A 20,290-nucleotide genomic window follows, 5' to 3' on the forward strand; every position below is an offset into this window, starting at 1 on the left:
TCGGATGTTGCACGACTGGAAGCATTACCTCCGCGACTCGTCACGCGCCAATCCGGCTGTGTTTGCGGCGAACCCATCAATAAAAATGCCGTTCAGTTCGCTACTGAACGGCATGGATTCCGCGATTGCATGTTATTTCACCGCGACCGATTACGGCGCGATCACTCGGTGGCGATCGCCCTTCTCGGCACGCTCTGAAGCACCGGAGTCACCGTCGTCTGATATTCCGGCACCCAGCGCCGCAGATCGCGTCGAACTTCGTCGTCGCTGAGCACGCGATGCTGCATCAGCCAAGGCAGCAGTTCGTCAAGAAGGTTGTCCGGCACTTCCCGCGCACGTGCGATCCGCAGTTTCGGGTGCGGCGTGCGCGTCGTCGCCTCGTCGTCCGCGAGCAGTTCCTCGTAGAGCTTCTCGCCGGGCCGCAGCCCGGTGAACTCGATGCGGATCTGTTCTTCCGAGAAACCGTACAAGCGGATCAGGTCGCGCGCGAGATCGACGATCTTCACCGGCTCGCCCATGTCGAGAATGAAGATCTCGCCGCCATGCCCCATGCTCGACGCCTGCAGCACGAGTTGCGACGCTTCCGGGATCGTCATGAAGAACCGCGTGATTTCCGGGTGCGTGACCGTCACCGGGCCGCCCTTCGCGATCTGCTGCTGGAACTTCGGGATCACGCTGCCCGCGCTCCCGAGCACATTGCCGAACCGTACCGTCTCGAACTGCGTGCGCCCGCTCGTTTGCTGCAACGCCTGGCAGGCCATTTCGGCCAGACGCTTGCTCGCGCCCATCACGTTGGTCGGATTGACGGCCTTGTCGGTCGAGATCAGCACGAAGTGGCGCACATCGTGGCGGATCGCCGCGCGGGCCACACGATAGGTGCCGAGTACGTTGTTGCGCAGCGCCTGCCATGCGTTGTGCTCCTCCATCAGCGGCACGTGCTTGTAGGCGGCCGCGTGGAACACGATGTGCGGTGCGTGGCGCGACATCACCTGGTCAAGCAGCAGCGAATCCTTCGCATCGCCGATGATCGGCAAGACGGGCAGATCGGGGAAGCGCTCACGCAACTCCTCGGTCAGCCGGTACATCGCGTACTCGGACAGGTCGAACGCGACGAGTTGCGCCGGCGCGAAGCGCAGGATCTGCCGGCACAGCTCGGAGCCGATCGAGCCGCCCGCGCCCGTCACCATCACCACGCGACCGCGCAGCAGCGCCTCGACGTGCGGCGTGTCGATCGTCACGGCATCGCGGCCGAGCAAATCTTCGAGATCGATGTTCCGCACCTGCGACAGGAAGCCCTGCCCCGGCATCAGCGCGGTCAGCGAAGGCAATACCATCGCCTTGACGCCGGCCCGCACGCACAATGTCGCGACACGACGCTGCATCTCGACTGACGCCGACGGAATCGCGATGATCGCGTATTCGACCTTCATCGCGTCGGTCCAGTGCTTAAGGTCGTTGAACGAACCCAGCACCTTGTAGCCGTAGATCTCGCGCCCCTGCTTCGTGACGTCGTCGTCAAGCAGGCCGACGAGCCGCCATTCACCGGAGCGCGACAGTTCGCGCGCGAGACTCGCACCGGCCGTCCCGGCGCCGAGCACCAGCACCGGCTTGCCCTTTCCGACCAGGCCGCCGTACAGGTAGTACTCTTTCGTCGCGCGATACAGCGCGCGCGCGCCGCCCATCGCCAGGAACAGCATCAACGGCGACACGAGCAGCACCGAGCGCGGAATGATCGGCGCCGGCTGGAACATCACGGCGCCGATCATCACGATCACGCCGCCGCCGGCAACCGCCTTCGAGATGCGCATCAGGTCAGGCAGGCTCGCGAACACCCACAGCCCGCGGTACAGGCCGAACCCCAGGAACATCAGCGCGTAGACAGGCAGCACCCATGTCAGCGCCATCAGCGCGCCGTTCAGGAAATCATGCGGAATACTGCCGTTGAAACGAACGAGATAAGCGAACAACCACGCGGCAACAACCGCCGTCAGGTCGAACAGGAAAGCACTCAGCGACAGCCACGATGCTTTGGATCGCAACATCGGCGGGAAACCTCAAGAATTGTTTTCGGCGGCCGACTGAAACCGGCGCCAACGCATGTCGATCAACCATCCGAACCATGCCAGGACGCCGTACCACGCGACGAACGACAGCCACTGCTGCAGTTCCGGGCGGCCCTTTGCCCACATGGCCAGAATTATGCCTGCGAGCATGATGAGGTACCAATAAAGAGCGGTCCGACCGTGACCTACGCCAGATCGGACCATCCTTTGATAATAGTGCTCACGGTGCGCCTGCCAAAACTTTTCTCCGCGTAACAAACGTCTCAGAAGTGTTACAGATGCGTCAGCAATAAAGGGGGCAAAGACCATTGCAGGAAACCAGATCGGCCAGACATCGGTACGCCAACCACAGTAGCCCAGCGCGCCGGCCAGGAATCCGAGCGGAATCGAACCGGCATCGCCGAGGAACAATCTCGCCGGGTGGAAATTGAGCAGAAGAAAGCCCAGCGCCGCGCCGGCGACCGCCGCGCCCGCCACGACGAGCTCGGGCGACGCTGGTGCGCCCCCAAGCGCCGCGACTGCATAGCCGCCAAAGCCAAACAGCGCCATGCCGCCCGCAAGACCGTCGGCGCCGTCCATGAAGTTGTACAGGTTCGTCAGCCAGACCATTGCGAAACCCACGCCGGCGAGCAGCCACCAGGGCGCGTCGGCCGGAAAGACGACGATCAGCGCGACGACTGCCGCGAGGTGCGCCGAGAACCGCACGCGGGCCGGCAGCCCGCGCCGGTCATCGATTTGCGACATCGCGGCCAGCCCCGCGGCGGCGATGGCGACCAGCCACAGTCGCGGCGCCAGCGCCAGGAGCGCAACGATGCTCACCGGCACGATCCCCCATCCGCCGACGCGCGGTGTCGGCAACGTATGGAGCGAACGGTCGTTCGGAATATCCGTGGCGAGGCGCCATGCGAGGCCAGTCGCAAGCAGCACGCGCAGGATGGCCGTCGATGCGATGGCGGCGACCAGCGCCACCATGACCGCAGCAGGCCATGTGGAGATCGGGGAAAGCATGTCGACTATTGTTGTGTATCGCGCGAACGATACCATGCGGCGGTCGCTTCGAGGCCCTGGCGGGTCGTATAGGGCGGATGCCAGTCGAGCACGCGCTTGATCCGGCCGGTATCGAGTTGAAGGCTGCCCGTCAGGCGATCGACGGCCGCGCGGCGGCCGGTCAGCTTCCCGAGCACCCGCAGCGCCGCAGGTGGCACCGCGATCAGCCGCGCCGGCTTGCCGAGCGCGTCGCCGACGAGACGCAGCAGGCCCGCGACCGACGGCGCGTCGTCGTCGGCGACGTGGAAGCATTCGCCGGCCGCGCGCGGGTCGATTGCGCAACGCAGCAGCGCGTCAGCGAGATTGTCGACGTAGACGATACTGCGGCGTGCGGCAACGGCGCCGAGCGGCAACGGCATCCCGTGCGCGACCGCATCCATCATCCTCAGGAAGTTGGCACGGACGGTCGGGCCATAGACGAGCGGTGGACGGACGACGACGACGTCGAGCCCCGCCGATGTACCGAACTGCGCGAGTTGTCGCTCCGCACGCAACTTCGAACGGCCGTATGCATCCTGCGGATCGGGGTGGGTTGCTTCCGACAGCGGTACACCGCCGTCACCCTCGCCGACCGCCTTGATGCTGCTCGCGAATACGATGCGGCGTACGCCGTGATTGCGCGCCGCCTCGGCGAGGCGCAGGGTGCCGGCGACGTTGGTGGCGTCGAACGCGGTGTCGGGATCCGGCGACTCGTCGCGCATCACGTGCACGCGGGCGGCGAGATGGATCACGCAATCGGCTGCCACATCGGCCGGCCATCCTTCATCTAGGCCAGAGAAATCGGCGGTGCCGTGCACCCATTCGCGCACGCCGTCGATGCAGCCGCCAGGACGGCGGACCAGTGCGGTGACGGTGTGCCCGACTTGCAGCGCGCGGCGGCAGACTGTACGGCCGACGAATCCGTTCGCGCCGGTGATGACGAGGTGAGTCACCAAAACCTCCAGCCGAAGCGGTTGTAGAACTTGAAGGCCGATGCCGCGAACATGCGGATGTGCGTGAAGCCCTTGCGGGATGCGCCGCCACCGTGATGAATCACGCGGACCGACGGGACGTAGGCGACGCGTGCGACATCATGGGTGCGCAGGCTGAGATCGTAGTCTTCGAAGTACAGGAAGTAGCGTGGGTCGAAACCGCCCAGTTTCTTCAGGACATCGGTGCGGAACAGCATGAAGCAGCCGCTGACGATGGGGGGGCCCCAAACGATGTCGCGGTCGTTGATTACGTCGCGCATTTCGTAGCTGGCGAGGCGTCCGGCAAACCACTGGCGCATGCGCGCGGGCAGAAAGCCGCGGACGAGCAGGTCGAGCACCGTTGGATAGCGGCGACAGAGATATTGCTGATCGCCCATGTCGTGGCCGATCCACGGCGCCACCAAACCGGTTTCGGGATGCGCGTCGAAGAACTCGCAGCCGATAGCAAGTGCCTGTAAGTCCAGATCGATGTCCGGGTTCAGTATCAAATGGAAGCGCCCGGTAGTTTGCCTGATGGCGAGATTGTGACCACGGCCGTAACCTATGTTGCCGTGACCCGTCAGCAACCGGCAATCGATACCATGCTCACGCAGCCGATCAATCAACGTGTGCACGTCGCCAAGGCCGCCATTGTCGACCAGGAACAATTCAACGGAACGCCCCGCCGAGATGGCACGCATGCGTTCACACGCGGCGCCCAGGCTCGCGAGTGTCTGCTCCAGCCGGGCCATATCGGGTTTATAGACGACGAGGGAAACCGACAGTCCGCAAATGGAGCGGGGCGACTCGCTTGTATGGTTCATGCAGGCTTCGATTGCGCGCTGGCGTTGGATTGGCCAACGTTAAAGGTATCGTGAATTTGTTGCAGACCGAAGTGACCCGGGTTCCGGCCCCAGGTGACGTGGACGCGTGCGCCAATTGTAACCTTCGCTTGGCCCATACCTGCGGAACAGCGCTTCTTGAGTGATAGAATTCGTCCGATGCTGCCAGCTAGATACTCACTGGCCTGACGCAGGCGAGCGCCGACCGCTACGGTCGACTCGCCGCGTTCCTGAAGCAGGTACGTGCTCCAGTATGTAGCGGTGTACCGAAACCTTAATACACGAACCAACCGAATATCAAATGACTGTTGCAATTATCACCGGCATTACAGGTCAGGATGGGGCTTACCTCGCACAGCTTCTCCTTGAGAAAGGCTATACCGTGTATGGCACTTATCGCCGTACGAGTTCGGTGAACACTTGGCGAATCGAGGAGATCGGCGTTGCCGACCATCCCCAGCTTCACCTCGTCGAATACGATTTGACTGATCTTGGATCCAGCATCCGTCTGCTTCAAACCACGCAAGCGACGGAAGTCTACAACCTCGCGGCGCAAAGTTTCGTCGGCGTCTCGTTCGACCAACCCACGACCACTGCGCAGATCACCGGTCTGGGTGCGCTGAACCTGCTCGAAGCCATTCGAATCGTCAATCCTGCGATTCGTTTCTACCAGGCCAGCACGTCCGAGATGTTCGGTAAGGTCCAGGCCGTCCCCCAGACGGAGACCACCCCCTTCTATCCCCGCAGCCCGTACGGCGTCGCCAAGCTTTATGCGCACTGGCTCACGGTCAATTACCGCGAGAGCTACAACATCTTCGGTGCCAGCGGGATCCTGTTCAACCACGAATCGCCTCTGCGCGGACGCGAATTCGTCACGCGCAAGATCACGGACAGCCTCGCAAAGATTCGCCTCGGCAAACTCGACGTGCTGGAACTCGGCAACCTCGACGCTAAGCGCGATTGGGGTTTCGCGAAGGAATATGTCGAAGGTATGTGGCGCATGCTTCAGGCCGAGCGCCCCGATACATACGTGCTTGCCACAAATCGCACCGAAACCGTTCGCGACTTCGTGTCCATGGCTGCCCAAGCGGCGGGCTTCGAGCTCGCTTGGCAAGGTAGCGGCGAGCAGGAAACCGGCGTCGACGCGCGGTCGGGCAAGACGATCGTCAGGATCAGCCCGAAGTTTTACCGGCCCGCCGAAGTCGATTTGCTGATCGGTAACCCGGCCAAGGCACGCGAAGAACTCGGCTGGGAGCCGAAAACAACGCTTGAACAACTTTGCCAGATGATGGTCGAGGCGGATATTCGCCGGAACGAAGCTGGGTTCTCCTTTTAAAAAAGCATGGCAAAGGTCTTCGTAACGGGGCTGGACGGATTTACCGGCCGCTATCTCGCGGACGAGTTGAGCCGATTCGGTCACGACGTGTGTGGTGTCGTTCGCTCGAAGAAAGCAGATATTCCATGGCGAGCGCACGTTTGTGATCTGCTCGACCGCGAAGGCCTTACCGATACGCTATCTGCTGAAAAACCCGATGCGGTCGTGCATCTTGCCGCGATCGCGTTCGTGCAACATGGCGACGTCGGCGGGATCTATCAGACCAACGTCGTCGGCACCCGCAACGTGCTCGATGCGCTTGAGCGCGCCGGGTGCCGCCCCCGGTCGGTATTGCTTGCGAGTAGTGCGAACGTCTATGGCAATAGCGAACGTGAAATAATCGATGAAAGCGTGCCGCCCGCGCCGGTAAACGATTACGCGATCAGCAAGTACGCAATGGAGTTGGTTGCGCGGATGTGGGCGGGAAAGCTTCCGATCGTCGTTGCAAGACCATTCAATTACACGGGTGCGGGGCAGGACGACAGATTCGTGCTGCCGAAGATCGTTCGTCATTTCCGAGACAAGGCGCCCCGAATCGAGTTGGGCAATCTGCACGTTGTGCGCGATTTCTCGGACGTTCGCTCGGTGGTTTCTGCCTACCGCCGGCTGATTGAAGGCGACTTTTCCGGCCGCACCTTCAACGTTTGCTCCGGCGCCGGACATTCACTTCATGATGTTCTGTCCATCATGCAGGAGTTGACCGGGCAGGCACCGGAAATATGCATCAATCCGCAGTTCGTGCGGGAAAACGAGGTTTTCAAGCTGATCGGAAATTGCGCGCAACTCGAGCAAGCGATCGGAAGCGTCCAGTCCATTTCATTGAAGGCGACGCTGGGATGGATGCTCGAGAACTCACCGGAATAATCCAGTCAGGGCTCTGGCCTCGGCAAGTGCGTCGGCAGCATCTCGTGCCTCGCCCCAGCGCGCTATGTCCGTGAACTCGCGCGTCGACGCCGTCGACTGTGAAACGCGGGCGATCAATGAACATCGAATCTGGAAGCGTCGCGCATCCACCGCGATTTGACGAGTGTTCGTCGCGGCCAGCGCGCTTGCCTGCTACGAAAGGCACGACAGATTCCCCCGACCGCGCATCTCGTGACCGCAGTCGCGACAACACATGCGACGCCCCAAAAACTCCCAGCATTCCGCAGGATCGACATGAGAAACACACAACTTGATGGTCTTCGAGGTTGGGCAGCGTTGTCGGTGGCGATTTATCACGGCATCAATATTCCATCGAAAGCCGCTCACGAAGCACTGATGCTGCCCATGCAGGCTCAAACCTCCGCGCACGCCATCGCCACCAAGTTGCTGGTCGCGACTTTCAACGGAAGCCTCGCAGTCGTCATCTTCTTTGTCTTGAGCGGTAAGGTATTGCTTGAGTCGCTAATGCGGTCTCGGAAAAGTATGCCGGAGAGTTCGATCGATTTTACGATCAAGCGAATCATTCGTATCTATCCCCCGCTCTGGGTCGCGCTCGCTGCCTACGTGCTCATGTTCTTCGTCATGCGTAAATTCGCGGGATGGGGAGCCGTACCCGACCTGCACCTCGTCCTGGTCAACGCGACATTGACCAAAATCACGATGTATGGCGTCGCCTGGACATTGATTGTCGAACTGCTAGCTGCTCCGTTGATTTTGATCGCCGCATGGTCTTACAAAAAATATGGGGCTCAGGCGCTCTTCATTCTGCTTGCCCTGCTCCTGCTATTCAAAGACAGTCCGATTCTCGGATTTATTCCATATTTTTCGACGTATGCGTTTCTCTTCGCGCTGGGTTTTCTCACGTGTACCAATTTCGGAAAGCAACTCGCCAAGGATGTGCCCGGCGTAAATGCCTCAGCTGTCATGCTGCTAATGATCTACGGCGCCCTGTTTACTCAATACGATTCGCCTAATGTAGTCGTCTTTCAGGGAATTACTGCACTCCTGCTTATCGCCATAATTTCTGAAGACAAGGACACCTGGCCAACGCGCCTCTTCAATCTACCGATATCCCAATTCCTCGGACATATTTCATTCAGTCTCTACCTGCTGCACCCGCTCGCTCTCGAACTACTGGAGCATTGGGCCGACCGACTAACCGGGAATGGCTTCAGGGAGCACTATCTTACCTCCGGTATTGTCATTGGAATCCTGACTCCCATACTCACGATTCCGATTGCCGCACTAATGTACAAATACGTCGAGAAGACAAGCATAAGTCTCGGAAAAATTGTCTCGGACAAGATTTGCGGAGCTTTGTTCGGAAATAGCATCAAGGCAACGAATAATTTGCAATAACCCTAGCCACGGAACACGCTGAATCGATTCGTCAATAAAACGCAATGCGGTAAGTCTGGGGACACGCCCTCGAACGCGGAGGTGCGCGACGGCGACGAGCATGCCAATCCAGTCCCGCTGTTCTCCATGCTGCCGTTTGTGGTTCCGAGCCGCTTGCAAGGACGTAGCGAATCCGCCTCGCCCCGAAAAAACTGAAAGGCGATGAAGTCAATGATGCTCGACCGCAGCAAGCGGTTTTTTCATTTGTAAATGGCCTGCGAGGCATCGCAGCGTGACACCGCTCTACAGCAACTCCAACCAGTGCTTGTGCGCGGATCCGCGAGTCAGGAGATATGGTTTTACGGAATATCCGAGACAATCGAATACCCGTTGATGTCGCTTGTATATCCGAAATGCATCCTGCGGCACAATTAGGCGACGCCACAGACCCGGCTTTCCCTGCCAGCCGTGCCGGTTCGGCGTCGCGCGCATTTTCTCCATGCTGAGGCTTTCGAGTAACGGGCGAACCCGCTGCGCATCCCCGCCCAGGGCGGCGACCTGCGAGCCGAGTATATGCTCGGGATCACGAACCGCATCCTCGTACCGCAAGCGCATCACCTGCGCATCGTTCCACCATTGATAGGTGATCGATAGCAGATCTTCGGCTCCCGTACTTAATGCGTATTCAAGGAACTCGCGTGATGTGGGGCTCGCAGTCGCGAGGTTACCAGGCAGGTTCGTGTTGCCCTCCAGCCACCTCGATGTTCCCGGTTCGTATTTGATGTAGTGCAACGCCGAAATAAGGACATCGAGCGGGTGCCTTGCTACCGTAAGCACGGTAAATCGATTGGCGCGAAGCCACGCCTGAAAATTCGGTTCACGATACCAGTGAATCTGCAGAAAACATCTCGTCGGCAATGTGGATGGCGCATCGAGATAATTGTGGACCGCGATTTCCTCCATCCGAAGCGCTCCCGCGAGCGTCGAGCGGATCCACGAATTGCCACTTCTTGGCGAGCTCACAACCGCGATGCGCGATACTTCGTCCATTGATGTTTCCACAGGTTCAACTGTCTCAAGTCGTATGGCGATGGCCCTTGGCCACGCCACGCTTTCTCAAATAAAAGGACGCAGCGGTCACACGCCGGCCTTGCTGGGCTCGTCTGCCGAACAAAAGACGAGTTCGATGTCGGGATTCATGTACGACACCGCGGTTGAAACGTTACTCACGATGTGCAGGAGTACGTGGCAATAAGACATCGTCATTGCATCCCGGATTACTTCCCACGCCATTCTGGCGTCCCAGTTAGCCTGGTTTGCAGCGACAAGATGCTGCACCTGGAATCCTTCTGCTCGTCGCTGCTCGGTCGTGAGCTGGTCGTAGCGCGCATCTTCAGCATCCGTCGTTCGACGGACATCGGAATAGGACGCCAACCGGTCACCGAACTCCGCCCGGAATGCATCGACGACACGATCCTGATCCGTCGCGAGAAATACCGCCCATTCCGACGAGCTCTCGTCGATTCCATGCGCATTCAGTAGAGATCGGACCTTGTCGATATATGCCTGCACGTGTGCGATCTTGCCGTCGGGCTGTTCGATGACGTGACTCGGATGCTTGACGTGCGCCGCAATGACGAACTTGTCCTGGAAGTGGCAGGCACGAAATCCGTCGAGTTCCCTCTGATACTTTTCCTGAAGACGAACGTGATCCTTGAAGACCTTATGATATTGCCGGCGAAATCGAGCAAATTGTCCGCTTGTATACAGCTTATAGGCGTGAATATAGGTAAGCTGAGGTTCACGGTGCTCATTGAAGGTCGCAAGCGGTGGACGCCCTTTTTTGTACAGAAAATCTGCGTCGTCCATTTCCTCTTCGGTGAGCCCGTAAAGGGGCTGGAAAAGCTTGGACCAGACATTCCCATCGCCCGGGCGCCCATAGCAGAAGCTCGTAAACTTGTCAGTACCCAGCCGATCGATCATGCGATCCACATTCCAGTCGGGTAACACCATGTGACATCTCTTGTCACCTTGGTCCCACACCAAATGGCTCATGAATGCATTGAAGACCGAGAAGAAGCCGCCGTCATGCGCTTGCACGACAACGCGATCCACACCCGGCAAGGCGGCGGAACGAGAACCGATCGCACGCTCGACCGCGGCAAGCAATTGCGCCGGAGGTCTGGCGAAACGCGATCCTTTTTCGCGGGGGCGAAAGGACCGGAGCCGGGTGTCAATCAATTCGGCATAGTTCACCGCCAAGTTCGTAAAGCTGAATTCGGCAGCAAGCTCGCGCCGCGCGCGCATCGTCTGTCCACTCAGGCCGGACGACACATACTCGAAAGCATCCGTCAGCCCAGTCGCGATGTCGGCAATATCAGCCGCATATTGCCGTCCTGCAACCAGATTATCGATTTCCGGATACCGCGCAGGCATCGCGATCGTCGCCGGTATCGCGAATACCCCTGGCGCCGAGGACAGGTCGTTATGACCGCCGACGTTGGTGATTGCCAGCACCTTGCCCAACGCGAGTGCCTCTCGCGGACCGATGGAATAACCTTCTCCACGGGAGCAATTGACAAAAATATCGCAACCTTCGATCAGCGCGTTCTTTTCCTGATCGCTGAGCGGTGCACAACTGATCACGATATTTCGTGCATCCCGACTCTCAACCAGTCGTCTGACACGCTCGAGGCTGTCGCCGATTGCCAGGTTCGAATGAATGGTCAGTTCAACATCATCGCGAGATCCGAACGCCTTGATGAACCCCTCGACAAGTGCCTCGACGCCCTTGCGTGCATGAAACGCAGCGATCGAGCGAAACTTGATCTTGCCGCCCGACGGCGCTCTGAAGGGTCGGCTCAATAGCCGTTCGATGTCCAAGGCGAGCGGCAGCGTACCGATGCCGATCTCGACACCCGACTTCAACGCGACATCCTCCAGATGTCGACTCATGAATAGCGCGAAATCGAAGTGCTCGTTGAGAATCCTGACCCACTGCGGCGGCAACTCGTCGGAATCGTAAGCCACATGGGCAAAACTCAACGCATCGCTCGGAACAAGCGTGTAGTTGAAGTCGTATGCGCCGTTCCACAACACGTCCGTGTAAAAAGCGACCTTCACCTTCGACAGGTCCGTGCATACGGGAATCGCAGTGCCGTTCGGCAGGACGATCTCGCGCTCCGAACGGAAGTGGGGCTCGGTCGGAAAAATGGAAATCGGATAATATCGACTCAGCAACTCACACGCGGCGAAGGTGACCGCGCCAATGCCCGTCCCAAACGTGCACCGCCCGATCACGCAAATCGAATCTGATTCAGCTGCCAAAACTTGCTCCGTAGAAACCATGACTATCGTCGAATTGCGAGCTTGATACTACGAAGCGGTTTCGTCAGCCGCCACGACGTACTGGCAAATACTGCTCGAAGCGCGTCCGCCGCTTTCCGCGCCTCGGCAGCAATTTCCGCTGACAACTGTTGGTTTCGCGATTGCAGAACTGCCACGAGCCCTTCCAGCTCTTCGTTCCGCGATTGAAGAGTCGCGCTTCGTTGCTCGAACTCTTCCTTTTGCGACCGAAACGTCGTAATGAGCCTTTCGGACTCTTCGACACGCGAGAGGAGACGAATCCTTTCGTGACTCAACCATGCGGCGTGTCTCGACGACTCGTACAGTTCCTGATAGCAACTGTCGCTTTCGCGAGCGAGCGCCGATACCCGCTTCTCGCTGTCCTCGAGCTGTGCACGCAATGCTTCGATTTCGCCCCGAAGAGATGCACCGAGGTCTTCATTGCTAACGGAGCGCTTCGCGTCCAGATCGGAATCGTCTGCCTCCGGCGTCGATTCGCCATTGGATTCGTGTGTGCCATTGCCCGTCTGAAAATCAATGGCGGTCAGCCCTGACTCCAGATTCTCGCGCGTTCCCTTCTCCAGAGCTCGTCCCTTTTGTGCTTCGGCCAACATATTCTCCATATTCAGGCGGCCTTCCCTTTCCATCAGCCAGCCATCTCGCGCCTCGTTCAATTGACGCGTCACGTCCGAGAGATCCGCCTCCAATTCTGCCGTTTTTCGTACGGCGTTTGCCTCGGAAGAACGAACGAAGCCATCGAACCAGTTTGGCGGCGTCGCAAAAGCCGGTGCGAGTTCTGCGAATTTCTCATCGGCAATGTAAAATCGATTCAATCCGTCGAAATAGACGAAACGATATTTCGCGTTCAGCAGGAGTTCCTCCCAATCGTAATGAGAGGGAACAGGCGAATTCGGTTCCGTTGCTTCTACCAGTACGATCCACGGGCGGAACCTGCCGAAATCGGCGCTCGCCAGCACCTCGCGCTCACTCCCCTCGACATCTATCTTCAGGAAGTGAATCGATCGATCGCCAACATATTTCTCGCAAATGTCGCTCAGCTTCGTAACCGCAACCGTTACCTGGCTGACATCCCAATTTGAGTCCCGATACGAGTCGGCCAGCCTCTTCACGCCGGTAGAAATTCCGTTACCACCGTCGACGGCGAAATATCGTGCAGCCGTTCGTTTATTCTCGATCGCGATTTCGAGATTGACATCCTCCGGTCGCGCTTCGACGAGACGACCAAAGGGGCCGCTCATGGGTTCGATATTTATGCCACGCCAGCCACGCTCATAAAAGGCCGCGGTGACTGAATCCGCATACGGCTCCGAGGCGCCAACGTCTATGTAAAAACCACGTTCTACCCTGGCAAGAGCGCGCCACAGCATGACGTCTTCGAAGTTCTGTGCGTACGATACAAATTTCATCTGTTGGACAACGCTCGGCAACGATGGATTGAGGGGACAGCGGGTTCGCGCGCGAAGCAACGACCCCACGCCGTGCGAAGCGTCCTACTTTCTGGCAGTCGCAACGTTGTTGCGATACCAGTCATAGGTGGCTGCAAGGGCGTCCTCGAAGGGCACCCTGGGCTTGAATCCCAAGGCCTTCAGGCGCGACACGTCGTATGCACGCAATTTCTGTCCGTCTGGTTTCGTAGCATCCCACTCGACGGTGCCTTGGTAGCCCGAGATACGGCACAGCGTATCGACCGTATGTCGGATCGTGTGCGACTCGCCTGTCGCGATATTGATCGCACCGCTATGTTTTTCCGCGACGAGACGCATGGCATAGGCAGCGTCCGAACTGAACAGGAAATCGCGCTCGGCTTTCCCCGTTCCCCAAACCGTTAGGGGTTGGCCCAAGTCTGCGGCCCGCTGAAACTTCGACATGAGCGACGGGATGACGTGGCCGAACTTTTCGTCAAATTTGTCGTGAGGCCCAAACAGGTTGGTGGAGACGCAAAATGCGTAGTCCATACCGTACTGCTCCTTGTATGCCTCCAACTGCGCAAGCATGCTCCGCTTACTATGCGCATACGGTGCTTCGGAGTGGTGGGGCTCGCCAACCCAGATTTCGTCTTCGGACATCGGCAAACGGACGCGATCGGAGTAAATTGCCGTGGAACCCATTGCGACAATCTTGCGGCAACCAACTTGGCGCGCTGCATCGATCACGTTAGTGTTGATACGGACGTTGTCGAGATACGCAACACCGCGATTGGACATGTTTCCCATAATCCCGTAGACGCGCGCAGCCAAATGGAACACGAGCGTAGGACGCAACTCGTCGAACGCGCGCTCCGTCGCGTTCTGATCCCTTAAATCAACATCTCCGCTTGCAATTGCAACAACATTCTGGTAACCCGCATCGCTCAACTCCTGCTTCAATGCGTGGCCGATTACGCCGCCTGCCCCGGTGATCAAAACTCGCTCGCCCGATACGGTCATGCCTAGCCTCTCTTTATAGCGCGCCGATCCGAGCACTCATGTAGTTGCCACAAATCGGATAAATCGACACAAGATGGTTGTCTGACAACCCTCACAACTTTACAGCGAGCGGAAATTATAAAGAAATTTTAAATCAATGAACTATGCATCCCAGGGCATTTCGGAGATGAGGCGGTCCGAACAGACAAATCCGTTGTCCAGATGCTGCGGAAAGCCGTATTTTTCAGATGACGCCGTGCGGTTGAACTTGTTGCTCAGCGCTCCTTCCGTTGCAGACCATCATGCGGCAACGCTCTACCTGGAAATCTCGCCACTCGATCCGTGCCAGATTACCGATTGACAGGCAATGGATATATTGAGATTAAGGGGGTCGTATTGAAGTTCGAGCGTGAGTCGCCAACCGCCGAGGGCGTGCCAAGAACGGCACGAGCATTTGGAGCGTCAAATCCCCCCGGCACAGGGTCCTCTTCCGCGTTGAATCAGTTCTCTCCGGTCCGCGGGGCGACCAGAGGAATTATCTGAAAGCACTTGGCCAATAGTCGATGCGGAGCGGCGACGAGCGCCGCTTGCCCCGGGCCGCAGCCATCAAAGCAGGTTGACGCCTTAGCCAACGCATTCCGCGATTCGCGCCTCGATTTCCGAGCCGTAATCCGCCCAATCGAATATCTTGCGATCAAGGGCATCTTGCGTGAGGCGGCGACGCAACTCCGGCTGCACGATCAACTGCTCCATTGCCGTTGCGAGCGCATGTTCGTCAAGCATGTTCACGGTCATGCAACCACCCTTTTCCGCGAGTTCGGCCATGACTCCCTCGGAATGGCACAGACATGGTGTGCCCATCCAAAGACTCTCCATGATCGGCAACCCGTATCCCTCGACAATTGACGGATAGACGGTGAAGGCGGCACGACGAAACTCATCGGCGAGCGCTTCATCAGTCAGCAAGCCGGTCCATCGGATACTTGGATCCTCCGCCATCATGTACTGGAGCCATGCAATCAGGTCATCCGCTTCGGCGAAGCGATGACCAACCAGGACGAGTTGCAACGGTAGATCCGGGCGACGCGCTCGCAGCAATCGATAGGCCTCCACCAATGTCCGGTGATTCTTGCGCGGTTCGATGCTGCAGACACAGAGGATCGTCAGTACCCCATTACCGGGCTCGTCGGCAAATGCCTGCACACGCGGCCTGGCACCGAACTGGCCAGGCAGATAAACGGCTTCCCCCGACGAGCATGGAAGTCCAACCCGCGCGGCATAGCCCTGGAACTCCTTGAGACTCTCGCGCGAAATCGACCAAATGGTATCGAACGAAGCCAGTGCCTCGAGGTAGCCCGGAAACTTCTCGACGACTTCTCGTGCACAAAACGGGGGATGCGATATCGGAATGACATCGTACAAGATGCCGCCGATAACGAGATTCCGCGCGCGAGCCCATAAAACCCGCTTGTGCACCGTACCGTCCAAGGCGACCTCGGGGAAAAAGAACACCGGCGCCTTGCCGTTACCGAGCACCTTCAGGCAATTTTCGACAGTCCCGAATGCGTCGCGCAACGAGATGTGCACCGGTCCGTCATAGGTCGCCAACGTCTCCCCCTCGCGATCGGTGAGCAGCCGATAGCCTTCGATGTCCGGATCCCAGCGCACGAACACCGGCATCACCTTGGCCGAACCCTGAAGCGCTCGGCACAAACGTCGCGTGACGCGAATCACGCCGGGATTAGCGGGATCGACGGATGAATTGGTGCAATCCACCAGCACAAGTCTCGGGGCGGCAGGCGCCGCGGATTCCGCAGGGCGCGTCTCGCGCGCAGATTGATCCGCGATGCGCGCCAGTGCGGATAGATATTGGTCAAGCGTCGCTTTCCAACCAAAGGACGAGCGAAACCGTTCGAATCGGGACTCGGTCAGATGAGACGGAATGCCCTGCGTCAAAATGCGCACGGCCTTGTAGACCATGTCGTCCGGTTGACCGCAAAGCAGCCATGGATCCGCAATGACTTCCGGGTGGGCGCCCAGACTGAATGCGAGTACCGGGCGACTCAACCACTGCATTTCCGCCAATGGCAAATTAAAGCCTTCCCACAGCGACACCGTCATGCCCAATTCGCACTGGCGCATGATCTCGTTGAGCGCGGCATCTCCGACGAAACCGAGAAATACGACTGCATCGGCGATTTTGTCGGGCACCGCGAATTCTCCTTCACGCGCCAGCACCAGCAACCGCGCTTCAGGAACGATCTCGTGGATACGTTCGAATACCTGCAGACCGACCGGGCCATTCTTGTAGCCCAGCGGCTCGAAACGCCCAAGCAGCATCACCGGCTTGCAACCGGTCGCGACGAGAGATCGCACGTGACTCAATGCCTCGTCATCGACGTGACTGCCGTCAGGCGCGCCAAACAGGGAACTCTGAAGGTGATCGGCGCCAAGTAGGATCGTCTCCACACCCGCTGCGCTTCCCCGGTCCGGTAGGGTTTGGGTTTCGCGAATGAACGCGCTGATCGGCAGGACTGCACTGAAGCGGGGAAGTTCGCGCGCCCGGATGCGCCGCAATTCGCGCTGCGTCGGCAGCACGCCCTCCGGCATGCCCTCCTGAGGAACCGCGCCGGCATCGATAAAGACGGACTTGGCGCCGCGCTCCGCGCACACCGACGCTGCCGAGAAAAAGGGCCAGCCGCCAACGATGACGACATCGGGACCCTGCTCGGCAAACATCTGCTTCCAGCGTTCGCGCAAATGCTCGGCCGCGCGCTCCTCCGCGTACACGATCGACAAACTTCCGACGTCGTCCCATATCTGCAAGGCGGGCGAAATCTGCCGAACCGCGGCCTCGTCGCAGCGTAGACACACGAACGTAACGAGATGTCCTTGCCGCACCAGACTTTGGCCCAATACCAACAGGAGACGGTCCACCCCGAAACGCGGCAACAAGCGTTCGTTGCAGATAACGAAGTGGCGCCTCCGCACCTGATCTACTTTCGTCAAATTCATGGCCAAATGTCTGGGCAAGGGATATGGAAGGATGCTTGCGGCGCGATTGTCGCAAGCATGTCGGCGGCGCCGCGCGAATTCCACGCGCGAGGCAATGCCGCGCGATCGACCGCGACACTCGCCAGCAGGTCGCGAACATCGGCAACGGACTCGACCGCACGAACGCCACCGAACATCTGCCCCACTGCCGACAGGGATTTGCATTCGGCGGAGACGAGGATCGGCAGTTTCCAGCGGATGGCCTGCAATGCCGCAGCAAACTCGATGTCCTCACTCCAGTTCCAGAAGGCAGCCGCCTCGGCCCACGCGTCCGCAGGCAACCAGTCGTGCCACAGCAAGCGTACGCGTCGCCCTGCGCCGACCTCGTCTTCCGTCTGATGGAGCGACTGCACCGCGTCGACAATTTCCCGATTCGGTGCGCCGCCCGCGCACAACACCATGGGTTCGCTGGGTAATGAGCGCGAATCCGCCAGCACGTCCTCATATACGTCGAGCAGGCGGGCAACAGCGGCTTCTTCCGCATATCCTTCGCGACGAGCCACGTTCCTTTCGCCCTCTTGGCGCGCTCGCTCGGGTGCGTCGATGTATGCCTTCATGGCTTCGGCAAGCCGGTCGGGAGCCCAGGGCGGCACAAGCGTTCCCGTCTTTCCCTGCTCGATCAACGCGCCGATACCACCAACGTCCGTTGCCAGTTGCGCCATACCGGCCGCCATTGCCTCAAGAAGCGACACAGGCTCGTTCTCGGGCCAACGGGAGGGCAAAACGATCACGTCACTGGTGCTCATCAATTCAATGATCCGATCGCGCGGCACGCGCCCGAGGCACTGGACAGTCTCATCGAGTCCCCAATCGGCAATCTGACGCCGGGTGTCTCCCAGCAAGTGGCCGTCACCTGCGATGGTGAGCGACCATCGCCCTTTCAACGATACGTCGTCAGACAGGCGCTTCGCCGCTTCGATGAGATCGGGAATTCCCTTGTGCTCCCCCATGTAGGCGACGCACAGAAATTGGGTCGCCGAAGAAGGTACTCGTTTCAATTCCCGGAACGGACGGAGATCAATGCCGTTCGAAATCACGACGGTTCGATCGCGCTGGGCCGCGCCCGCCTGCACGTATGCGTCAGCGAGGGAAGCGCTCGGCGACACGAGTGCCGAAGCGTGTCCGAGACACCAAACGATATAGTCTCGCCGCAAACGCATCGGCACCGAATGCGCCAGATCATGCGGGTGAATCGATGCGCTGCAGTGGGATCCGCACTCTTCGGTATTGCCGCAAATCGAACCATCGTCGCGAAGCTTCGTTCCGCGGTAGCAAAGCCCCCACAGGTCGTGAAGCGTGACCACCACCGGAATGCCTCGACGTCGCGCCAATGGAATGAGATGCATCCCTAGACCGGCCATATTGTGAAAATGAACCAGGTCTGGTTGCTCGGAATTCAATATGGCCCTGAAGTGCTCCGCGACGCGATCGTTCCTGAAATTGTCGCTGGCTTCGAACGACGTCACGCTGGTACGCCACACAACCATCCCGTCGTCATCTTCCCGGTCGAGACGTCCTCGGGCGTCTGCGTTTTCCGCAATTCTTCCCGTAAATACGACCACGTCATGACCGCTCGCCGCGAGGCCAAGAGCCTGGCGTCGAGCCACGACCTCGGCACCGCCCAACACGTGTGGCGGAAACAGATTGCTGACGATAAGGATTCGTCTGCGGCGCTTCTTGGTATCTGAAAGCACGATTAGATCTTCTAATGACGAGTACGCACGCCGGTATGATTTAGCACGCCGGTTTTACGCCGGCACTCATTGATGTTCGTCCGCCGACCCCAAGCGAATCGCGGACAGCTCGAACTCGAAACACTGGCCGTTGCGGCGACCACGGACCGGCACTTCGACCTGCCCGAATCCGGCCTCTTCGACCAATTTCGTGAGACTTGCGGGTGTCAACAAGTTGAAATGGAAATCGCCGTTGTAGTCCTGACTTCCGAACAACACCTCGCGGAAGTCATCGAAAGAGTAGTTACCTGTCGCCACCCCATTGAGCATGGCCTCGCCATCGGGCACGATCGCGCGCAAACGTCCGCCGGGTTTCAACATGGACCGCCAGTGCGGCAACAGTCGCCGCCGCAGCTCCTCCTGCGGGAAATGTTCGACGAGATGCGACGAAAACACTTCGTCGACGCTCCCCTCGTCAAAAGGCAAACCGCCGACATCGGCCACCACATCGACGCCCGGAACCTCACGGGCGTCGACATTGACATATTCCGGCATCGCGATGTGACCGCATCCCAGGTTAACCTTGAAGTTGCCCGTAGCCTTGGCCTGTTCCACTTTGCCCGGCGCCAACACCTTCGCGACGACATCATTCGATACGGCGCCCGGGCGGACATTGCGTCCGGCACCGTAGCTCAGTTCGTACATCATTTCGCGACGCACGAATTCGACGCGGTCGAGCAAGTAGCGCAATGTGTCATCGACCTGGGCACTGCGCCGCGCCATGTCCTGGCGAAGACCGTCGATCGACTGCGCAGAGCCATTCGCCATTGTTTCAAGGCGCTTCTCGACCGCAGTCGCGATAGCCGAGTCGAGCCGCGCTTCGATCCCGGCTTGCAGCCTTCCCTCGATGTCCGACAGATGCGTGAGCCGATTGTCGATTCCGCTCATGTCGTTGCGCACCCGCAACCAGACCTTGGTCAGATCGTCGATCGTCCGCTGGCTGCGGTTGCACTCCTGCTTCAGGCGATCTGTGGTTGCCGACGACGATCGCAGCTCGTTTTCGAGATGTTGGAGCCGAGGTTCGATCAGTATCAACGGCCGATTCAAGCGAAACAGCAACGGCGCCAGCAAAGGTCGCGCGAAGCGTTTCATGGTTTGCTTCAGTTGGCTCACAGTCATAAGGTGCTCCGAATTGCGTTTGAGATGTTGGAGGGGTATCAATTTGCCCCTCAAGCAATCTCGATAGGAACTTG

14 protein-coding genes are annotated in these 20,290 nt (G+C 59.1%); 3 read left to right on the forward strand and 11 right to left on the reverse strand.

Features of this window, described 5'->3' with window-relative positions:
* Nucleotides 1-161 precede the first annotated feature (161 nt).
* The 4 genes from HWX09_RS25605 to HWX09_RS25620 are packed head-to-tail and all read right to left on the reverse strand — an operon-like array spanning nt 162 to nt 4,884.
* On the reverse strand, nt 162-2,042 hold the full coding sequence (locus tag HWX09_RS25605) for a nucleoside-diphosphate sugar epimerase/dehydratase (protein WP_027783727.1): 1,881 nt from the start codon (nt 2,040-2,042) through the stop codon (nt 162-164).
* A gap of 12 nt (nt 2,043-2,054) precedes the next feature.
* The gene (locus tag HWX09_RS25610) at nt 2,055-3,071 is read right to left on the reverse strand and encodes a glycosyltransferase family 4 protein (protein WP_027783726.1); all 1,017 of its coding nucleotides are present in this window, start codon (nt 3,069-3,071) and stop codon (nt 2,055-2,057) included.
* 5 nt (nt 3,072-3,076) lie between these two features.
* Nucleotides 3,077-4,042, reverse strand: a complete 966-nt coding sequence (locus HWX09_RS25615) for an SDR family oxidoreductase (protein WP_027783725.1) — start codon at nt 4,040-4,042, stop codon at nt 3,077-3,079.
* Nucleotides 4,039-4,884 carry a glycosyltransferase family 2 protein gene (locus HWX09_RS25620; protein ID WP_027783724.1) on the reverse strand — a complete coding sequence of 282 codons (846 nt, stop codon included), beginning with the start codon at nt 4,882-4,884 and terminating at the stop codon, nt 4,039-4,041. Before HWX09_RS25620 ends, HWX09_RS25615 begins: the two co-directional genes overlap by 4 nt.
* Before the next feature lie 319 nt (nt 4,885-5,203).
* Here HWX09_RS25620 and gmd point away from each other — a divergent pair, with 319 nt between their 5' ends.
* From gmd to HWX09_RS25635, 3 genes are all read left to right on the forward strand, one after another.
* Nucleotides 5,204-6,238, forward strand: a complete 1,035-nt coding sequence (gene gmd / locus HWX09_RS25625; RefSeq protein WP_027783723.1) for a GDP-mannose 4,6-dehydratase — start codon at nt 5,204-5,206, stop codon at nt 6,236-6,238.
* Between the two features lie 6 nt (nt 6,239-6,244).
* The gene (locus HWX09_RS25630) at nt 6,245-7,141 is read left to right on the forward strand and encodes an NAD-dependent epimerase/dehydratase family protein (protein WP_027783722.1); all 897 of its coding nucleotides are present in this window, start codon (nt 6,245-6,247) and stop codon (nt 7,139-7,141) included.
* 294 nt (nt 7,142-7,435) lie between these two features.
* Entirely contained in the window at nt 7,436-8,560 is a 1,125-nt protein-coding gene (locus HWX09_RS25635; RefSeq protein ID WP_080681319.1) for an acyltransferase, read from the forward strand.
* A gap of 282 nt (nt 8,561-8,842) precedes the next feature.
* Here HWX09_RS25635 and HWX09_RS25640 read toward each other — a convergent pair whose 3' ends face one another.
* The 7 genes from HWX09_RS25640 to HWX09_RS25670 all read right to left on the reverse strand — a co-directional run bounded on the left by HWX09_RS25640 (nt 8,843) and on the right by HWX09_RS25670 (nt 20,216).
* On the reverse strand, nt 8,843-9,589 hold the full coding sequence (locus HWX09_RS25640) for a sulfotransferase domain-containing protein (protein ID WP_155257342.1): 747 nt from the start codon (nt 9,587-9,589) through the stop codon (nt 8,843-8,845).
* Nucleotides 9,590-9,676: 87 nt separating this feature from the next.
* Nucleotides 9,677-11,887, reverse strand: coding sequence for a glycosyltransferase (locus HWX09_RS25645; protein ID WP_027783720.1), 2,211 nt, complete (start codon nt 11,885-11,887; stop codon nt 9,677-9,679).
* Nucleotides 11,888-11,889: 2 nt separating this feature from the next.
* Nucleotides 11,890-13,311 carry an FkbM family methyltransferase gene (locus tag HWX09_RS25650; protein WP_034185405.1) on the reverse strand — a complete coding sequence of 474 codons (1,422 nt, stop codon included), beginning with the start codon at nt 13,309-13,311 and terminating at the stop codon, nt 11,890-11,892.
* A gap of 84 nt (nt 13,312-13,395) precedes the next feature.
* A complete protein-coding gene (locus HWX09_RS25655) occupies nt 13,396-14,331 on the reverse strand; it encodes a GDP-L-fucose synthase (RefSeq protein WP_027783719.1) in 936 nt (311 codons plus the stop codon).
* A gap of 603 nt (nt 14,332-14,934) precedes the next feature.
* Nucleotides 14,935-17,325 (reverse strand): glycosyltransferase, encoded by a 2,391-nt coding sequence (locus HWX09_RS25660; RefSeq protein WP_027783718.1) that lies wholly within the window; start codon nt 17,323-17,325, stop codon nt 14,935-14,937.
* On the reverse strand, nt 17,322-19,058 hold the full coding sequence (locus HWX09_RS25665) for a glycosyltransferase family 4 protein (RefSeq protein ID WP_080681317.1): 1,737 nt from the start codon (nt 19,056-19,058) through the stop codon (nt 17,322-17,324). The genes HWX09_RS25660 and HWX09_RS25665 overlap by 4 nt, the downstream gene beginning before the upstream one ends.
* A gap of 66 nt (nt 19,059-19,124) precedes the next feature.
* Nucleotides 19,125-20,216 (reverse strand): methyltransferase domain-containing protein, encoded by a 1,092-nt coding sequence (locus tag HWX09_RS25670; protein WP_080681316.1) that lies wholly within the window; start codon nt 20,214-20,216, stop codon nt 19,125-19,127.
* Nucleotides 20,217-20,290: the final 74 nt, after the last annotated feature.

Origin of the sequence: Burkholderia sp. BCC1208 (genome assembly GCF_902833095.1) — a bacterium.
GTDB lineage: Bacteria > Pseudomonadota > Gammaproteobacteria > Burkholderiales > Burkholderiaceae > Burkholderia.

Coding starts and splice junctions, on each gene's coding strand:
- HWX09_RS25635 (WP_080681319.1), top strand. CDS start 7,436: ATGAGAAACACACAACTTGATGGTCTTCGAGGTTGGGCAGCGTTGTCG.
- HWX09_RS25650 (WP_034185405.1), bottom strand. CDS start 13,311: ATGAAATTTGTATCGTACGCACAGAACTTCGAAGACGTCATGCTGTGG.
- HWX09_RS25640 (WP_155257342.1), bottom strand. CDS start 9,589: ATGGACGAAGTATCGCGCATCGCGGTTGTGAGCTCGCCAAGAAGTGGC.
- HWX09_RS25655 (WP_027783719.1), bottom strand. CDS start 14,331: ATGACCGTATCGGGCGAGCGAGTTTTGATCACCGGGGCAGGCGGCGTA.
- HWX09_RS25660 (WP_027783718.1), bottom strand. CDS start 17,325: ATGAATTTGACGAAAGTAGATCAGGTGCGGAGGCGCCACTTCGTTATC.
- HWX09_RS25670 (WP_080681316.1), bottom strand. CDS start 20,216: ATGACTGTGAGCCAACTGAAGCAAACCATGAAACGCTTCGCGCGACCT.
- HWX09_RS25605 (WP_027783727.1), bottom strand. CDS start 2,042: ATGTTGCGATCCAAAGCATCGTGGCTGTCGCTGAGTGCTTTCCTGTTC.
- gmd (WP_027783723.1), top strand. CDS start 5,204: ATGACTGTTGCAATTATCACCGGCATTACAGGTCAGGATGGGGCTTAC.
- HWX09_RS25630 (WP_027783722.1), top strand. CDS start 6,245: ATGGCAAAGGTCTTCGTAACGGGGCTGGACGGATTTACCGGCCGCTAT.
- HWX09_RS25645 (WP_027783720.1), bottom strand. CDS start 11,887: ATGGTTTCTACGGAGCAAGTTTTGGCAGCTGAATCAGATTCGATTTGC.
- HWX09_RS25610 (WP_027783726.1), bottom strand. CDS start 3,071: ATGCTTTCCCCGATCTCCACATGGCCTGCTGCGGTCATGGTGGCGCTG.
- HWX09_RS25620 (WP_027783724.1), bottom strand. CDS start 4,884: ATGAACCATACAAGCGAGTCGCCCCGCTCCATTTGCGGACTGTCGGTT.